General features: G+C 72.8%; 12 protein-coding genes. 10 read left to right on the top strand and 2 right to left on the bottom strand.

The window, feature by feature from the left end; genetic code table 11:
• The first annotated feature begins 49 nt into the window (after positions 1-49).
• The 6 genes from ACFYX3_RS09285 to ACFYX3_RS09260 all read left to right on the top strand — a co-directional run bounded on the left by ACFYX3_RS09285 (position 50) and on the right by ACFYX3_RS09260 (position 6,033).
• Positions 50-1,312, top strand: coding sequence for a flavin-containing monooxygenase (locus ACFYX3_RS09285; protein WP_389010148.1), 1,263 nt, complete (start codon positions 50-52; stop codon positions 1,310-1,312).
• Between the two features lie 10 nt (positions 1,313-1,322).
• Positions 1,323-1,781, top strand: coding sequence for a RidA family protein (locus ACFYX3_RS09280; RefSeq protein WP_376588980.1), 459 nt, complete (start codon positions 1,323-1,325; stop codon positions 1,779-1,781).
• Complete coding sequence (locus ACFYX3_RS09275; protein ID WP_389010145.1) at positions 1,778-2,452, top strand: DUF1028 domain-containing protein; 675 nt, start codon at positions 1,778-1,780, stop codon at positions 2,450-2,452. The genes ACFYX3_RS09280 and ACFYX3_RS09275 overlap by 4 nt, the downstream gene beginning before the upstream one ends.
• Positions 2,449-3,603 carry a M20 family metallopeptidase gene (locus tag ACFYX3_RS09270; RefSeq protein ID WP_389010142.1) on the top strand — a complete coding sequence of 385 codons (1,155 nt, stop codon included), beginning with the start codon at positions 2,449-2,451 and terminating at the stop codon, positions 3,601-3,603. Before ACFYX3_RS09275 ends, ACFYX3_RS09270 begins: the two co-directional genes overlap by 4 nt.
• A complete protein-coding gene (locus ACFYX3_RS09265) occupies positions 3,600-5,042 on the top strand; it encodes an aspartate ammonia-lyase (RefSeq protein WP_389010139.1) in 1,443 nt (480 codons plus the stop codon). The genes ACFYX3_RS09270 and ACFYX3_RS09265 overlap by 4 nt, the downstream gene beginning before the upstream one ends.
• A 64-nt stretch (positions 5,043-5,106) precedes the next feature.
• Entirely contained in the window at positions 5,107-6,033 is a 927-nt protein-coding gene (locus ACFYX3_RS09260; protein WP_376588972.1) for a LysR family transcriptional regulator, read from the top strand.
• A gap of 4 nt (positions 6,034-6,037) precedes the next feature.
• Here ACFYX3_RS09260 and ACFYX3_RS09255 read toward each other — a convergent pair whose 3' ends face one another.
• Positions 6,038-6,655 (bottom strand): TetR/AcrR family transcriptional regulator, encoded by a 618-nt coding sequence (locus tag ACFYX3_RS09255; RefSeq protein ID WP_389010136.1) that lies wholly within the window; start codon positions 6,653-6,655, stop codon positions 6,038-6,040.
• 232 nt (positions 6,656-6,887) lie between these two features.
• Here ACFYX3_RS09255 and ACFYX3_RS09250 point away from each other — a divergent pair, with 232 nt between their 5' ends.
• From ACFYX3_RS09250 to ACFYX3_RS09235, 4 genes are all read left to right on the top strand, one after another.
• Entirely contained in the window at positions 6,888-8,360 is a 1,473-nt protein-coding gene (locus ACFYX3_RS09250; protein ID WP_389010543.1) for an aldehyde dehydrogenase family protein, read from the top strand.
• 61 nt (positions 8,361-8,421) lie between these two features.
• Entirely contained in the window at positions 8,422-9,789 is a 1,368-nt protein-coding gene (locus ACFYX3_RS09245; protein WP_389010133.1) for an aspartate aminotransferase family protein, read from the top strand.
• Positions 9,790-9,901: 112 nt separating this feature from the next.
• Complete coding sequence (locus ACFYX3_RS09240; protein WP_389010130.1) at positions 9,902-11,407, top strand: APC family permease; 1,506 nt, start codon at positions 9,902-9,904, stop codon at positions 11,405-11,407.
• A 148-nt stretch (positions 11,408-11,555) separates the two neighbouring features.
• Positions 11,556-12,509 (top strand): nucleoside hydrolase, encoded by a 954-nt coding sequence (locus ACFYX3_RS09235; protein WP_389010127.1) that lies wholly within the window; start codon positions 11,556-11,558, stop codon positions 12,507-12,509.
• Between the two features lie 38 nt (positions 12,510-12,547).
• Here ACFYX3_RS09235 and ACFYX3_RS09230 read toward each other — a convergent pair whose 3' ends face one another.
• The gene (locus tag ACFYX3_RS09230; protein ID WP_389010124.1) at positions 12,548-15,910 is read right to left on the bottom strand and encodes a S8 family serine peptidase; all 3,363 of its coding nucleotides are present in this window, start codon (positions 15,908-15,910) and stop codon (positions 12,548-12,550) included.
• Positions 15,911-16,045: the final 135 nt, after the last annotated feature.

The following is a 16,045-nucleotide window of genomic DNA, read 5'->3' as shown; positions in this document are numbered from 1 at the left end:
TCCAAGGATGGGCCGTGCGGTTGCACAGTCCACGAGAGCGGAGGCACACATGCCGCATGAAGAGACCGAAGTAGTCGTCGTCGGGGCGGGCCAGGCGGGCGTCGCGATGAGCGAGCACCTGGGCGCCCACGGCATCCCGCACCTCGTCCTGGAGCGGCACCGGATCGCCGAGCGGTGGCGCTCCGAACGCTGGGACTCCCTGGTCGCGAACGGGCCCGCGTGGCACGACCGTTTCCCCGGCCTGGAACTCGCCGACGTCGCCCCCGACGCCTTCGCGTCGAAGGAGCAGGTCGCCGACTACTTCGTCGCGTACGCCGAGAAGATCGGCGCCCCCGTCCGCAGCGGTGTCGAGGTGACCTCGGTGCGCAGGCTCGCCCGCCGGCCCGGATTCCGCGTCGAGACGCCGGAGGGCACGATCGACGCGCGCTTCGTCGTGGCCGCGACCGGGGCGTTCCAGCGGCCCGTGATCCCGCCCGTCGTGCCGGACGGCGCCGTCCCCGCGCAGATCCACTCCAGCGGCTACCGCAACCCGGAGCAGCTGCCCGAGGGCGCGGTCCTCGTCGTCGGGGCCGGATCCTCCGGGGTCCAGATCGCCGACGAACTGCGCCGCTCCGGGCGCCGGGTGTTCCTCTCCGTCGGCCCGCACGACCGTCCGCCCCGCGCGTACCGCGGACGTGACTTCTGCTGGTGGCTCGGTGTGCTCGGGATCTGGGACGCGCAGACCCCTCCCCAGGGAGCCGAGCACGTCACCATCGCGGTCAGCGGCGCACGCGGCGGTCACACCGTGGACTTCCGGGACCTGGCCGCCTCCGGCATCGAACTCGTCGGCCTGACCAGGTCCTACGACGACGGCGTGCTGCGCTTCGCGCCGGACCTCGCCGCGAACATCGCCTTCGGCGACGCCCAGTACCTGGAGTTCCTCCGGGCCGCCGACGCGTACGTCGAGCGCAACGGCCTCGACCTCCCCGAGGAGCCGGAGGCCCACGTCCTCGGGCCGGACCCGGAGTGCGTGACGAGCCCCCGTCTGGAGCTGGACCTCGCCGAGGCCGGTGTCACCTCCGTCGTGTGGGCGACGGGCTTCGCGAGCGACTACGGCTGGCTCGACGTCGACGCGTTCGACGCGGACGGCCGGCCGGACCAGCGGCGCGGTGTCTCCGTCGAGCCCGGCGTGTACTTCCTGGGCCTGCCCTGGCTGTCCCGCCGCGGGTCGAGCTTCATCTGGGGCGTCTGGCACGACGCCCGGTACGTCGCCGACCACATCGCACGGCAGCGCGGCTATCTCGCGTACGACCCCACCGACCGGAAGAACTGAGGAGCGGATCATGACCTCCACGAACCCCAAGGCCCCGATCGTCGCCGGCGGGCACACCCGTATCCGTCCGTTCAACACCCGCGTGACCTATCCCGAGCAGAACCTCGACAACGACCTCTGCCAGGCCGTCGTCGCCGGAAACACCGTGTACGTCCGGGGCCAGATCGGCCAGGACCTCGACACCAGCGAGTCCGTGGGCACCGGCGACGCCGAGGCCCAGGCCGAGCGGGCCATGGCCAACATCAAGATGCTGCTCGAAGAGGCGGGCAGCCGGATGGAGCACCTGGTCAAGCTGACGATCTACCTGATCGATCCGCGCTACCGCGAGGCGGTGTACCGCACCGTCGGCCGCTGGACCAAGGGCGTGCACCCCATCTCCACCGGTCTGGTCGTCTCCGCGCTCGCCCGGCCGGAGTGGCTGTGCGAGATCGACGCGATCGCCGTGATCCCGCAGGAGGGATCGGCATGACCTTCTCCCTCCTCGTACGCGACGGTGCGCGGTTCGGCGTCGTGGCGAGCTCGTCGAGTCCGGCGGTCTTCGCCCGGGTCGCCCACCTGCGCCCCGGCGTCGGCGCGGCGGCCTCGCAGAACATCACCGACCCCACGCTCGGCACGAGCCTCCTCGCGGGCCTCGCGGAGCACGCGGACCCGGAACGCGCCCTGGCCGAGGTCACCGGTGCCGCTGTCAACGCCACGACGATCGCGTACCGGCAGCTGACCGTGCTCGGCCGCTCCGGTCCCGGCTTCGCCCACAGCGGCGCGCGGACGCTCGGCACGTACGCCTCGGCCACCGCGGACGGCGCGGTGGCCGCCGGCAACATGCTGTCCGGCACGCACATCCCCGGCGTGCTCCTCGACGCCTACGCCGCCGCCACCGGAGAACTCGAAGAGCGTCTCCTCGCCGCCCTCCGGGCCGCCGTCGCGGCCGGTGGTGAGGAGGGGCCGGTGCACTCCGCGGGCCTCGCGGTCGTCGCGGACGTCGACTGGCGGGTGACCGATCTGCGGGTGGACTGGGCCGACGACCCCGTCGACCGGCTCGGCGAACTCCTCGACGTCTGGCTGCCGCAGCGCGACGACTACGTGCGGCGCGGACTCGACCCCGCCTCCGCCCCCTCGTACGGCGTCCCGGGGGACCTGTGACAGCGGACACGAAGCAAGCGGCCCGGCAGGCGGTCCGTCGCCGTGCCGAAGAGCTCGTCGGCCTCTCCGAGCGCCTGCATGCCGACCCGGAGACCGCCTGGGAGGAGCACCGGGCCGCAGCCGCAGTGCCGGAGCTCCTGGACCGGGCCGGATTCGACATCACCTCGTCCTACCTGGGGTTGGAGACGGCGTTCCACGCCCGGTTCGGCAGCGGGCCCGTACGGATCGCCCTGTGCGCCGAGTACGACGCGCTGCCCGGCCTCGGGCACGCTTGCGGGCACAACCTCATCGCGGCGAGTTCCGTCGGGGCCGCGCTCGGCCTCGCGGCCGTCGCCGACGACGCGGGTCTCACCGTCGAGGTCTACGGCACCCCGGCCGAGGAGGGCGGCGGCGGGAAGATCGAGCTGCTGGACCGGGGCGCCTTCGCCGGGGTCGACCTCGCGATGATGGTGCATCCGGCGCCGGTCGACGTCGCCGAGGCCCGCCCCTTCGCGGTCAGCCACTCCAAGATCACCTACACCGGGAAGTCCGCGCACGCCGCGGCCTATCCGGAAGCCGGGGTCAACGCGGCCGACGCCTTCACCGTGGCCCAGGTCGCGATCGGCCTGCTCCGCCAGCAACTGCCCGCCTCGGCCCGGGTGCACGGCGTGGTGACCCATGCCGGGGACGCCCCGAACGCCATCCCGGAACGGACGACCGGACGGTGGTACGTACGGGCCGAGACGCTCGCCGAACTCGCCGCACTGGAACCACGCGTCCTGCGGGCCTTCGAGGCCGGCGCCCTCGCGACGGGCTGCGAACTCCGCATCGAGCCGGAGAGCAAGCCGTACGCGGAGTTCCGCGCCGACGAGACCGCCCTCGGCCACTACCGGACGAACGCCCTCGCCCTGGGCCGGGAGTTCGCACCGTCCGGCCAGGCCGCACGGATGAACCGGGCCTCCACCGACATGGGCAACGTCTCCCAGGTCGTGCCGGCCATCCACCCGTACATCGGCATCGGCTCCCTGCCCGCCACCAACCACCAGCACGAGTTCGCCGCGTACTGCGTGGGCGGCACGGCGGAGCGGGCCCTGCTGGACGGGGCGATCGCCCTGGCCTGGACCGGCGTGGACCGAGCCTGCCCTCCCCGACCGATCGAAGGACCCCGATGACCCCGACATCCGACCCCCGCCGCCCCGTGCCGCCGGACCACGGGCACCGGACGGAGCACGACATGCTCGGCGACGTCGACGTCCCGGCGGACGCCTACTACGGGGCGCACACCGCGCGGGCGCTGGCCAACTTCCCCCTCACCGGGGAGACCCTCGCCTCCCGCCCGCACATGATCGGCGCCCTGGCGGCGGTCAAGAGCGCCGCGGCCCGGGCCAACGCCGAGGTCGGTGCCCTGGACACCACGCTCGCCTCGGCGATCGCGGACGCCTGCGCAGAGATCCGTGACGGGGCGCTCCACGACCAGTTCGTGGTCGACCTGATCCAAGGCGGCGCGGGCACGTCGACGAACATGAACGCCAACGAGGTGATCGCCAACCGCGCCCTGGAACTCCTCGGCCGCTCCCGCGGGGAGTACGCGGTGCTGCACCCGCTCGACCACGTCAACCTCGGCCAGAGCACCAACGACGTCTGTCCGACCGCCCTGAAGCTGGCCCTGGACGCGCACGTCGTCGAACTGCTCGCGGCCCTGGCCGGGTTGCGCGGCGCCTTCGAGGACAAGGCCGCCGAGTTCGCCGACGTCCTGAAGATGGGACGCACCCAGCTCCAGGACGCCGTGCCCATGACGCTGGGCCAGGAGTTCGGGGCGTACGCCGCCACCCTCGCCGAGGACGAGCAGCGGCTCGCCGAGGTCAGACCGCTGCTGCACGAGCTCGGCCTCGGCGGTACGGCGATCGGCACCGGCCTCAACGCCCGCCCGGGCTACCGGGAGCGAGCGGTGGCGGAGCTCAGACGGCTGACCGGGATCCCGACGCTCGTGTCCTCGCCCGACCTCGTGGAGGCCACCCAGGACGTCGGCGTCTTCGTGCACCTGTCCGGGGTGCTCAAGCGCGTCGCCGTGAAGCTGTCCAAGATCTGCAACGACCTGCGTCTGCTCTCCTCGGGACCGCAGGCCGGACTCGGAGAGATCAACCTGCCCGCACGTCAGGCCGGTTCGTCCATCATGCCCGGCAAGGTCAATCCCGTGATCCCGGAGGCGGTCAACCAGATCGCCTTCGAGGTCATCGGCAACGACGTGACCGTCACCCTCGCCGCCGAGGGCGGCCAGCTCCAGCTCAACGCCTTCGGGCCGGTCATCCACCGCAGTCTGAGCGCCGGCCTCGACCACCTCACCGCGGGCATCGGCGTCCTCGCCGAACACTGCGTGCGGGGCATCACCGCCAACCGCGAACGGCTCGCCGAGACCGTCGCCGCCTCCACCGGGCTCGTCACCGCGCTCGGTCCCGCGCTCGGCTACGAGACCGCCTGCGCGCTCGCGGTCGAGGCCCACCACACCGGCAGGCCCGCGCTCGACCTCGTACGCGAGAGGGCGCTGCTGACCGAGACGGAACTCGACGCGCTCCTCAGCCCCGCGGCCCTCACCGGTCTGCCCGCCCTCTGACGGCATCCCGGCCGGTGCCGCATAGGGTCGGAGGCGACCGGACCACCAGGCACGAGGGCCACGCATGACGTCACCAGTGGGTTTCACACTCGTCCAGCTCCGCTACTTCCTCGTCGCCGCCGAACGCGGCTCGATGACGGAGGCGGCGGCGGAGCTGCACATCGCGCAGTCCGCCGTGTCCACGGCCGTCCACAACCTGGAGCAGGACCTCCGGGTCCAGCTCTTCATCCGCCGGCGGGGCCGGGGCCTGACCCTCACACCCGCGGGGGAGCGGCTCCGGCAGCAGGCGGAAGAACTCCTCGCCCGCGCCCGGGAGGTCGCGGAGGAGGCCAGGGGAGGAGGCGAGTCCCTCTCCGGGCCGGTGGCCGTCGGCTGCTTCGTGACGCTGGCGCCCCACTACCTGCCGGCCCTGTTCAGCGAGTGCACCCGACGCCATCCGGGCATCGAGCTGGACGTCGTGGAGGCGGAGGCGGACCAGCTCGTCCAGGCCCTCACGGCGGGACGGGTCGACTTCGCGCTCACGTACGACCTCGGTCTCGCGGCCGAGCCGGACCTGGACGGCGAGACGGTCGCCCGCGCCCCGGCGTACGTCATCGTCGCGGCCGACCACCCGCTGGCGGGACGGGACGGCGTCGAGCTCGCCGAGCTGTCCGCGGAGCCGCTGGTCCTCCTCGACCTGCCCCACAGCCGCGACTACTTCCGCTCCTTGGTGGCCGCCACCGGCACCGCGCCCGACGTGCGCTACCGCACCGGCAGCTACGAGACCGTGCGCTCCCTGGTGGCCCGCGGGCTCGGCTACTCGGTGCTCAACCAGCGGCCGGCGACCAGTCAGACGTACGGCGGCGGAGAGGTCGCCGAGCTCCGGCTCCGGGACGGCGGACCGCCGCTCGACGTCAAGATCGCCTCGGTGCGCAGCATGACCCAGACCGCCCGCGCCCGGGCGGTCATGGACCTGCTGAGAGAGATCGCCGGCAGGCCCGCGGGGGCCTGAGGCCTCACAGATCGGCGCGGCCCGTCACCGCCCGGGCGTGGGCCAGGATCAGCTCACGGGCCCGGTCGGGGCGCAGGGCGGCGTTGCGGCTGACGATGTGCAGTCCGTAGCCGTCCTCCAGGGCCACCAGTCCGTGCGCCAGGTCCGGCGCCGCCGCGGCGAGCGTGAACCCGCCGGTCGCGGCGCCCACCGCGAGGGCGGTGGTGTAGAGCGCGACCTCCCGGGCGAAGAGCGAGGCCATCAGCTCGGCGTGCCCGGGGCTGCGGCCCGCACGCCGGTGCAGTTCGTAGAGCAGCCCGTGGAGCGGGTCGTCCGCCATGCTCGGCAGACCGCTGTTCAGCAGGGCCCGCAGCCGCGCGGCCGGATCGTCGACGGGAGCCTCGTCGTAGGCCTGCTGCCGGGTGGCCAGGTAGCTCTCCACGGCGCCCCGGTGCACCTCCAGGACGAGGTCGTCGAGCTCGGGGTAGTAGTACAGCACCGAGCCCTGGGAGACGCCCGCGGCCTCCGCGATGTCCTTGATGCGCAGGGCTTCGAGGCCGCGCTCCGCGATGGCCCGCCCCGCTGCGGTGACCAGGGCCTCTCGGCGTGCCGTCTGGTCGCGTGGTCTGCCTGCTTTCCTCATGGCACCCATTCTCTGATGCCTGGATCAGGTTGTGCAAGAAGTTCTCGCCCAGAGCATTGACGGCTGCTTCACCAATTGTTTGAATCCCAACTCAAAGAAGTCGGTGCGGACGATCCCCGCCGAGCTCCTCTCCCTCTCCGCCGCCCCCGCACACAGCCCGGGCCGCACCTCCCCCGTCCCCCGAACGGGCACCGGCTCGCAGACGTCCCACGACGCGATCGAAGGCCACACCATGCAGACGTACGCCCACTGGCGGCAGCGCGCCGCCGACCTCACCCCACGCACCCGCCTGTTCATCGACGGAGCGTGGACCGACCCCGTCGAGGACCACTGGCTCCCGACCGTGAACCCCGCGACCGGCAAGACCACCGCCCAGGTCGCGGCCGGCTCCGCCGCGGACGTCGACCGGGCCGTCGCCGCGGCCCGCACCTCCTTCGAGGACGGCCGCTGGTCGCGCACCGCGCCCGCGGAGCGCAGGCGGGTCCTGCTCGCCCTCGCCCGCCTCATCGAGGAGCACGGCGAGGAGCTCGCCCTCTGCGACACCCTCGACATGGGCAAGCCCATCGCCGAGTCCCACGGCACCGACGTCCCCGGCGCGGCCGGCGTCTTCACCTGGTACGCCGAGGCCGTCGACAAGCTCTACGACGAGGCCGCCCCGACCCCGCCCGGCAACCTCGCCCTCGTCCGCCGCGCCCCGCTCGGGGTCGTGGGCGCGGTGGTGCCCTGGAACTTCCCCCTCGACCTCGCGAGCTGGAAGCTGGCACCCGCCCTGGCCGCGGGCAACAGCGTCGTACTGAAGCCCGCCGAGCAGTCCCCGCTCTCCGCCCTGCTCCTCGCGGAGCTCGCCGCGGAGGCCGGCCTGCCCGACGGCGTGCTGAACGTCGTCCCCGGGCCGGGGGAGACCACCGGGCGGGCGCTCGGACTCCACCCGGACGTCGACACCCTCGTCTTCACCGGGTCCACCGCCGTGGCCAAGCGCTTCCTCGCCTACTCCGCCGAGTCCAACATGAAGCAGGTCTGGCCCGAGGCCGGCGGCAAGAGCCCCAACGTGGTCTTCGCCGACGCCGACCTGGACGCGGCGGCGGAGCGCGCGGCCTGGGGCTTCGTCTACAACGCCGGTCAGGTGTGCTCCGCGAACACCCGCCTCCTCGTCGAGGCCTCCGTCGCCGAGGAGTTCACGGCCCGCGTCGCGGAGCACGCCCGCACCTGGCTGCCGGGCGACCCCCTCGACCCCGCGACCCGACTCGGACCGCTCGTCGACGAGGCCCAGGTCGAACGCGTCCTCTCAGCCGTGCGGTCATCCGGCGGAACCGTCGTCTGCGGCGACACGCGACCCGACCGGGACGGCGCCTACCTCGACCCCACGGTCGTCACCGGCCTCGGCCCCGACGCCCCGCTCGTCCGGGAGGAACTCTTCGGTCCCGTCCTCACGGTGCTCCCCTTCCGGGACGAGGCCGAGGCGGTCCACCTCGCCAACGACTCCGCCTACGGTCTCGCCGCCTCCCTGTGGACCCGGGACCTCGGCCGCGCCCACCGCGTGGCCGACGCCCTGCGCGCCGGGACCGTGTCCGTGAACACGGTCGACGCGCTCAGCCCGTACACCCCCTTCGGCGGGTTCAAGCAGTCCGGCCACGGCCGTGACCTCTCCCTGCACTCCTTCGACAAGTACACCGGCCTGAAGACGACCTGGATCGCGTACGGCTGACCCCGCCGGCGCGGCACCCGAACCGACCCCCCACCCTCACCCCAGCAAGGGACTCACCACCATGACCAGCGACACCGCAGACCTGATCCGCCTCGACCGGGCGCACATCATCCACCCCTACCTGCCGGGCACCGCCACCGAGCGCGTGATCATGGCCTCCGGTTCCGGCTGCCGGCTCACCGACACCGAGGGCCGCGACTACCTCGACGCCACCGGCGGCCTCTGGCTCGCCCAGATCGGACACGGCCGCGAGGAGGTGGCCGACATCGCCCACGAGCAGATGAAGAAGCTGGAGTACTTCACCAGCTTCTGGGAGTTCTCCAACGAGCCGGCCATCAAGCTCGCCGCCCGCCTCGCCGACATCGCCCCCGAGCCGCTCAACCACGTCTACTTCACCTCGGGCGGCTCCGAGGGCAACGAGGCCGCCATCAAGATGGCCCGCTACTACCACCACCGGCGCGGCGAGGGCAGCCGGACCTGGATCCTCGCGCGCAGCAAGGCCTACCACGGCATCGGCTACGGAGGCGGCTCGGCCACCGGCTTCCCCGTCTACCACGAGGGCTTCGCCCCGATGATGCCGCACGTCTCCCACCTCACGCCCCCGTGGCCGTACCGCAGCGAGCTGTACGGCGACGAGCCGCTCGGCCCCGAGCAGGTCACCGACTTCCTCATCCGCGAACTCGAGGAGCGCATCGCCGAGATCGGGCCGAAGAACATCGCCGCGATGATCGGCGAGCCCATCATGGGCGTCGGCGGCATGCTCGTCCCGCCGGCCGACTACTGGCCCCGGGTGCGCGAGGTCCTCGACCGGCACGGCATCCTGCTCGTCTTCGACGAGGTCGTCACCGCGTACGGCCGGGTCGGGGAGTGGTTCGCCGCCCAGTACTTCGACGTCACCCCGGACATCATCGTCACCGCCAAGGGCATCACCTCCGGCTACGTCCCGCTCGGCGCGCTCCTCGTGAGCGACCGGCTCGCCGAGGTGCTCCTGCGCGACCACGGCTTCCCCATGGGCTACACGTACAACGGCCACCCCGTCGCCACGGCCGTCGCCACCGCCAACCTCGACATCATCGAGCGGGAAGGGCTGCTCGCCCGCGCCACGAGCCTGGGCTCCTTCCTCCACGACGAACTGAAGGCACAGCTGGGCGATCTGCCGATCGTCGGCGAGATCCGCTCCGTCGGCATGATGCTGGCCGTCGAACTGGTCCAGGACCGCACCACCCGCGCACCCCTGCCCCTCGACCCGGCCCGGATGCCGCACGACGTCATCCGCCGCGAGGCCGGCGTGATCGTCCGCGACTCCGCCCACAGCCTGGTCCTGTCCCCGCCGCTCGTCATGACGGAGACCGAGGCCAAGGAAGTGGCCACCGCACTGCGCGGTGTCCTGGAGCGCACCGATCCCACCGGTGAGATCCGCCCCGCCTGACGACGCCCGGGAGGCCCGGTGCCCCGCCGGGCCTCCCCGACACGGACGCCACTCCGTCACCGCGCTCGCGCGCGCCTGCTCGCAGTACCCCTCTCCCCGCTAGGAACTGCCCGTGTCCTCCCCTCTCCCCGCCACCGACTCGCGTGCCCCCCACACCACGTCCGGCCTGCGGCGCAGCCTGAAGCGCCTCGACATCACCGCCCTGGGCATCGCCGCCGTCATCTCCTTCGACACCGTGGGGCAGATCGCCACCGGCGGCGGCGAGGCCGCCACCTGGACGGCGGCCCTCGCGCTCTTCTTCCTCGTCCCGTACGCCCTGCTGTTCGCCGAGACCGGCGCGGCGTTCCCGCAGGAGGGCGGCCCGTACGTCTGGGTCAAGCTCACCCTCGGCCGCTCGGCGGCCGCGCTCACCACCCTGCTGTACTGGGTGACCAACCCGATCTGGCTGGGCGGTTCCCTGGTCTTCCTCGCCGCCGAGACCTGGGACGGCTTCGTCTTCCACCTGGGCTCGGGCACCTTCGCCGACTACACGTTCAAGCTGCTGTTCGTGTGGACCGCGATCCTCACCGCCGTCGTCTCCCTGCGCCGCGGCAAATGGATCACCACCCTCGGTGCCGCGGTGAAGGTCCTCACCCTCGCGGTGTTCACCGCGACCGCGCTGCTCTACGGGCTCGAACACGGCTTCCACGGACTCACCGACGCCCACTTCACCCCGACCACGGCCGGCTTCCTCGCCCTCGTGCCGATCCTCCTCTTCGCGTACGTCGGCTTCGAGGCCCCCAACGCGGCCGGCGAGGAGATGCACGACCCGCAGCGCGACGTGCCCGCCGCCCTCGGACGTTCCGCGTCCGTCGCAGCCTGCTGCTACCTGCTGCCGGTCCTGGCGCTGCTCGCCGTCGTCCCCGCCCACCAGGTCACCGGCATCGGCGGCTTCATGGAAGGCGCCCGCCTCGTGTTCGGCATCTACGGCGGCGCGGCCGGCCCGCTCCTGACGCTCACCGCCGTCATGTTCGTCTTCGCCCTCCTCACCCAGGGCAGCGCGTGGATGATCGTCAGCGACCGCATGCAGGCGATGGCCGCCGCCGACGGCGGCTCCTTCACCCGCAGGCTCGGCGCCTTCCATCCGCGTCTCGGCACGCCCGTCCGCACCAACCTGCTCTCCGGAGCGGTGGCCACCGTCTTCATGATCGTGGCCATGCGGGTCGCGGAAGGCGACGCGGGTGCCGTGTTCGCCGTGGTCCTCACCGTGGCGGTCACCACCCTGCTGCTGTCGTACCTCGTCATCGTCCCCGCGCTCGTCCTCCTCCGGCTGCGCCGGCCCGAGGTCGTACGTCCCTACCGGGTCCCCTTCGGCGACCGCGGTTTCATGACCTGCGCGGCCCTCGTCTACGGCTGGATCCTCGTCGGCTCCTGGTGCGCGCTCTTCCCCGGAACCCTGGAAGCGCTCTTCGGCATCGAGTACGCCTTCGACGACATCTGGGGCATGTCCCGGGCGGCGTTCGAGGCGTTCACCCTCGGCACGGTCGCCGTCCTGCTCCTGGTCGGAGCCGTCGGCCTGGCGATCGCCCGCAGGGAGAGCACGGGCGCGGAGAGCGATCGCGGCGGGCCGTTGCGCTGAGCCCCGTCCGGATGCCCCTTCGCCTCGCGACGACCGGTTTCGCCGTCGGTCCGTGCGCCGTGGACGAGGTGGCATCCGGCGCCCGCCGACCGTGCCTGGAAGGCGGTGGCGTCTTCGCGTACCGCGCCGCATGTGGCACGGTGAGGGCATGCCGGTTCCCGTGATTCTCGACTGCGATCCCGGTCACGACGACGCCTTCAACATCCTCCTGGCCGCCGCGCACCCCGCGATCGACCTGCTCGCGATCACCACCGTCGCGGGCAACCAGACGCTGGAGAAGACCACGCTCAACGCCCGCCGGGTCTGCTCGGTGGCCGGGATCCGGGGCGTCCCGATCGCCGCGGGCCGCGACCGCCCGCTGCACGGCCCGCCCCGGATCGCCGAGAACATCCACGGCGACTCCGGCCTGGACGGCCCCGGCTTCGGCGTCGGCGAGCCCGACGTGCCGCTGGACCCGCGCAACGCCCTCGCCCTCGTCCGGGACACGCTCCTCGCGCACCCGGCGCCGGTGACGCTCGTGCCCACCGGGCCGCTCACCAACATCGCGGTCCTCCTCCTCGCCCACCCCGAGCTCGCCGGGCGGATCGAGCGGATCGTGCTCATGGGCGGCTCGACGGAGCGCGGCAACACCACGCCCGCGGCCGAGTTCAACATCCTGTGCGATCCGGAAGCGGCCGACATCGTCTTCCGCAGCGGTGTGCCGGTCACGATGTTCGGCCTCAACGCGACCCACCAGGTGCGGGCCACCGCCGAGGTCGTCGCCCGGATCGCCGCGCTCGGCACCCCGCTGGCCGGGCTCTGCGTCGACCTGCTGACCTACTTCGCGTCCACGTACCGCGAGGTGTACGGCTTCGACGCGCCCCCGCTGCACGATCCGCTCACCGTCGCCCACCTCATCAACCCGTCGCTCGTCAGCCTGGTGCGGGCCGCGGTGACGGTGGAGCTGAACGGCACGCACACCCGGGGCGCGACAGTGGTGGACCTGCACGGGGTGACCGACCGGCCCGCCGACACGGAAGTGGGCATGGAGGTCGACGCGGACGCGTTCTGGGACCTGATCGTGGAAGCCGTACGCGTGCTCGGCGGAGGGCCGGCCTGCTGACCCTCCGCCGAGTGGCGCGACCGGTTACCGGCCGGTCGTCACTTGCCGAACCACGCGTTGTGGACGGTCAGCGTCGACGTGTTGCCCTGCTTGTCCCTGACCTCGGCGGAGAGCGAGACCGCGGCGTCCTTCGCCGGGCTCTTCACGGAGATCAGACCGCCGACGACCTTCACGGACTGCCAGGTCTTCCCGTCGTCGTAGCTCACCGACACGGCGAGCGACCCGAGGTTCGCACCGGCCGCCGCGCCCTGCACGGTCACGGGGACCAGGACCGTCGTGCCCTCCGGGAGGCGTGAGGAGAGGTCGACGGGGGCCGCGAAGCGGACCGTGGACACCGGCAGCGCCGTGGTGGCCGCGACCTGCTTCGAGCGGAAGGTGAAGCCGGCCTCGATCCGGGTGGAGGCCGCGGCGACCTTCGCCTCGCGCTCCACGGACGTCGTCAGCCGGTACCGGGCGTCGCCGCCGTCGACGGTGAAGGGCTGCGAGCCGGTCAGCGGATCGTCGTTCTCGGCGACCTTGACGCCGTCGCGGTACAGCGTCGTCCTGGCCGAGGTGTACGGGACGGACCCCGGGTGCCCCTTGCCGTCCGCGAACAGCGGCACGGAGCCGACGAGCTGCTGCTCGCCCGTGGCCGGGTCGGGAGCCGTACGGAAGACACCCGTGCCCTCGCCCAGGAGCGGGCCGAAGACACCCGTGTTGAAGTTCTCCCGGTACGTCCGGCCGGCCTCGTAGCGCTTCGGCCGGGCCATCTCGTACCCGCCCTCGAAGGCCGGGTAGCCCCACTGGTCCGGCTCGCCCAGCTGGTTGAACCGGGTCAGCCACTGGGCGCCGTCGGCGGTGGAGACGTAGAAGGTGCGCGTGCCCGGCGCGGCCTGCCGCGCGGAGAAGCCGTTGCCCTCCGGCGCACCCGGCAGATGGGCGTACGGCGAGGCGAGCGCGGTCTTCCCGGGGGCGGAGGCGCCGAGACCGACCTTGAGCGTGGCGAACTCGCCCGCCTTCACGTGCCGGGTGTAACCCGTCGCGACCGTGCCGACCTTGCCGCCGAAGGCCACCGAGTACTGGCTGGTGTCGCCCTTCAGGAAGTGCGCGTCCCAGGTCTGCAGGAGGGAGCCGTCGGTGACGGCCGGACCCAGGTGCGCGGTGCGGAAGCCGGTGAAGCCCCGCAGGACCCAGCCGTTGCCGACGCGCCCGAGGGGGGAGCCGACCTCGTAGTACGTCCCCGCGTAGTCGGCCTTGTCGATGCCGGGCACGGTGAGGTCGACCGGCTTGGTGGTGCGGGCGTCGGCGACGACCGTGGTGTCGGCGGAGACGTCCAGCTTCGGCTGGGCGACCCAGTCGGTGCCCGCGGCGTAGTCCGACGGGTCCTGGTAGACGGCCGTGCTGAACGTGTACGTGCCCTTGGGCACCCGGATCGTGTGGGCACCCGGCTCGTTGTCGACGCGGGCCTGGAAGCCCGTGGCGGGCCCGCCGACACCGGTGAGGGTGTTGGCGAAGTACCGGGCGTCGGCGCCGTCGCGGCCGAGGGTCCGGACCGTCAGGTCGTACGACTCCGCCTCCCGTACGGCCACCGCGGCCGTACGGACGGACTGGCCCGCCCCGGTGGCGGTGACGTAACCCGAGTAGGAGCCGTCGGCGTCGCCGATCCGGGTGTCCGCGACGAGGTCGACCTCGGCCGTGCCGCCGGCGGGCACGGTCACCTTCGAGGCGCCGAGCGCGAAGAAACCGGCCGGAGCCGGCTTGCCCGACGGGTCGAGCGCGGACACCGACAGGTCGAGGGTGACGTCCGTGGTCCCGAGGTTGCGGTAGGCGATCCTCTTCGTCACGGGCTTGTCGTCGGCGTGCGGCCAGAGCGCCGTACCGAAGTTCAGCGACACCGGCTCGGCGACGACGCTCTGGGCGAGCGCCCGGTCGACCTGGACACGCCCCGTGCCCTGCTGGAAGGCGGTGTAGGCGCCGCCCTCGGCGGAGCCGGTCAGCGCGCCCTTGAGTTCGGCGGACTTCCAGTCGGGGTGCCGCTGCTTGAGGATCGCGGCGGCGCCCGCGACGTGCGGGGTGGCCATGGAGGTGCCGTCGATCTGGAGGTAGCCCGGCGCGGGGTGCGGCGTGCCGGGGCGCGTGTCGATGATGCTGCCCGCGGCGGCGGCCGCGGTGATGCCGACGCCGGGCGCGGTCAGGTCCGGCTTGACGGCGCCGTCACCGGCACGCGGACCGGTGCTGGAGAAGGGCGCGAGCCGGTCGTCCTTGTCGACGGCGCCGACGGTCAGCGCGGCGTCCGCGGTGCCCGGCGAACCGACGGACGACGGACCGGACTCACCCTCGTTGCCCGCCGCGATCGCGAACAGGATCCCCTTCTCGGCGGAGAGCCGGTCGACCGTCGCCTCCAGCGGGTCGGTGCCGGGACTGTCGGGGCCGCCGAGGCTGAGGTTGACGACGTCCGCGCCTTCGGCTGCGGCCCACTCCATGCCCGCGATGACGGCGGAGTCGTCCCCGTACCCCTCGTCGTCGAGGACCTTCCCGCTGATCACCTTCGCGCCGGGCGCGACCCCCTTGAACCGGCCGCCGGACGCGGCGCCGGTGCCGGCGGCGATGGACGCGACGTGCGTGCCGTGCCCGACGCGGTCCACGGCGTCGGCGGAGGCGGAGAAGTTCTTCTCGGCGACGACCTGCGTCTTCAGGTCGGCGTGGGTCTTGTCGACGCCGGTGTCGAGGACGGCGATCTTCACGCCCGTGCCGTCGAAGCCGGACTCCCACGCCTTGTCGGCGCCGATCTGCCGGACGCTGCGGTCCAGGCGCGCTCCGCGCACCCCGTCCAGCCACACCGTGGAGATACCGGAGGCGGCGATGCGGGCGCCGGTGTTCTGCCGGTCGGTCAGCGCCTCCCAGATCCGGGCGACGTCGTCCGGGGAGGTGCGGACGGCATCGGCGTTGATCGTCGGGAACGTGCGCCGCACCTGGGTGTCGCCGGCCGCGCGGACCTCGGCGCGAGCGGCGCCGGCAGCCCCTTCGTACCGCACGATCAGCTTGAGCCCGGCGCGCTGGCTCCTGCGCAGCCGGGGGTCGGTGAGCACGTCGAGGTCGAAGAGCCGCTGGTCGAGGCGGCCCGTGGCGATCAGGCGCCGGGCGTCGGCGGGCACGACGAGGGTGTGGTCCCCGGTGCGCTCTATCTGTACGGGTATGTGCTCACGGCCCTTGGCGGCTTCGAAGCCCACCATGCGGCCCTTGGCGTTCACCACCACGCGGTCGCCGGTGACGAGCGGGATCCGCTCGGTGCCGTCGACGCGGTGGGCGGTGTCGGATGCGGTCGTCGCGTGGACGGCGATCGCCGTCGCGGGGCCGGTCATGCCTGCGACGAGGGCCACCGATGTGGCCGCCGCGACGGTGAAGGCGCGTGCTCTGTGCACGTGTGCGCGCAAGTCTCCCCCAGGAGCTCGGGACGAGGTCGGGTGGTCGGATCCGGCCGGCGGTGTCAGAGCACCCGCCGTCGGTCAGCGCAGTATGTGAGGCGACACAGGCGTGATCAACGGCGTTTCGGGGAA

It is taken from the genome of Streptomyces sp. NPDC002463, from assembly GCF_042889835.1.
Classification (GTDB): domain Bacteria; phylum Actinomycetota; class Actinomycetes; order Streptomycetales; family Streptomycetaceae; genus Streptomyces; species Streptomyces nymphaeiformis.
Note: the sequence above shows the minus strand (reverse complement) of the source record. Positions and strands in the feature narration are given on the sequence as shown.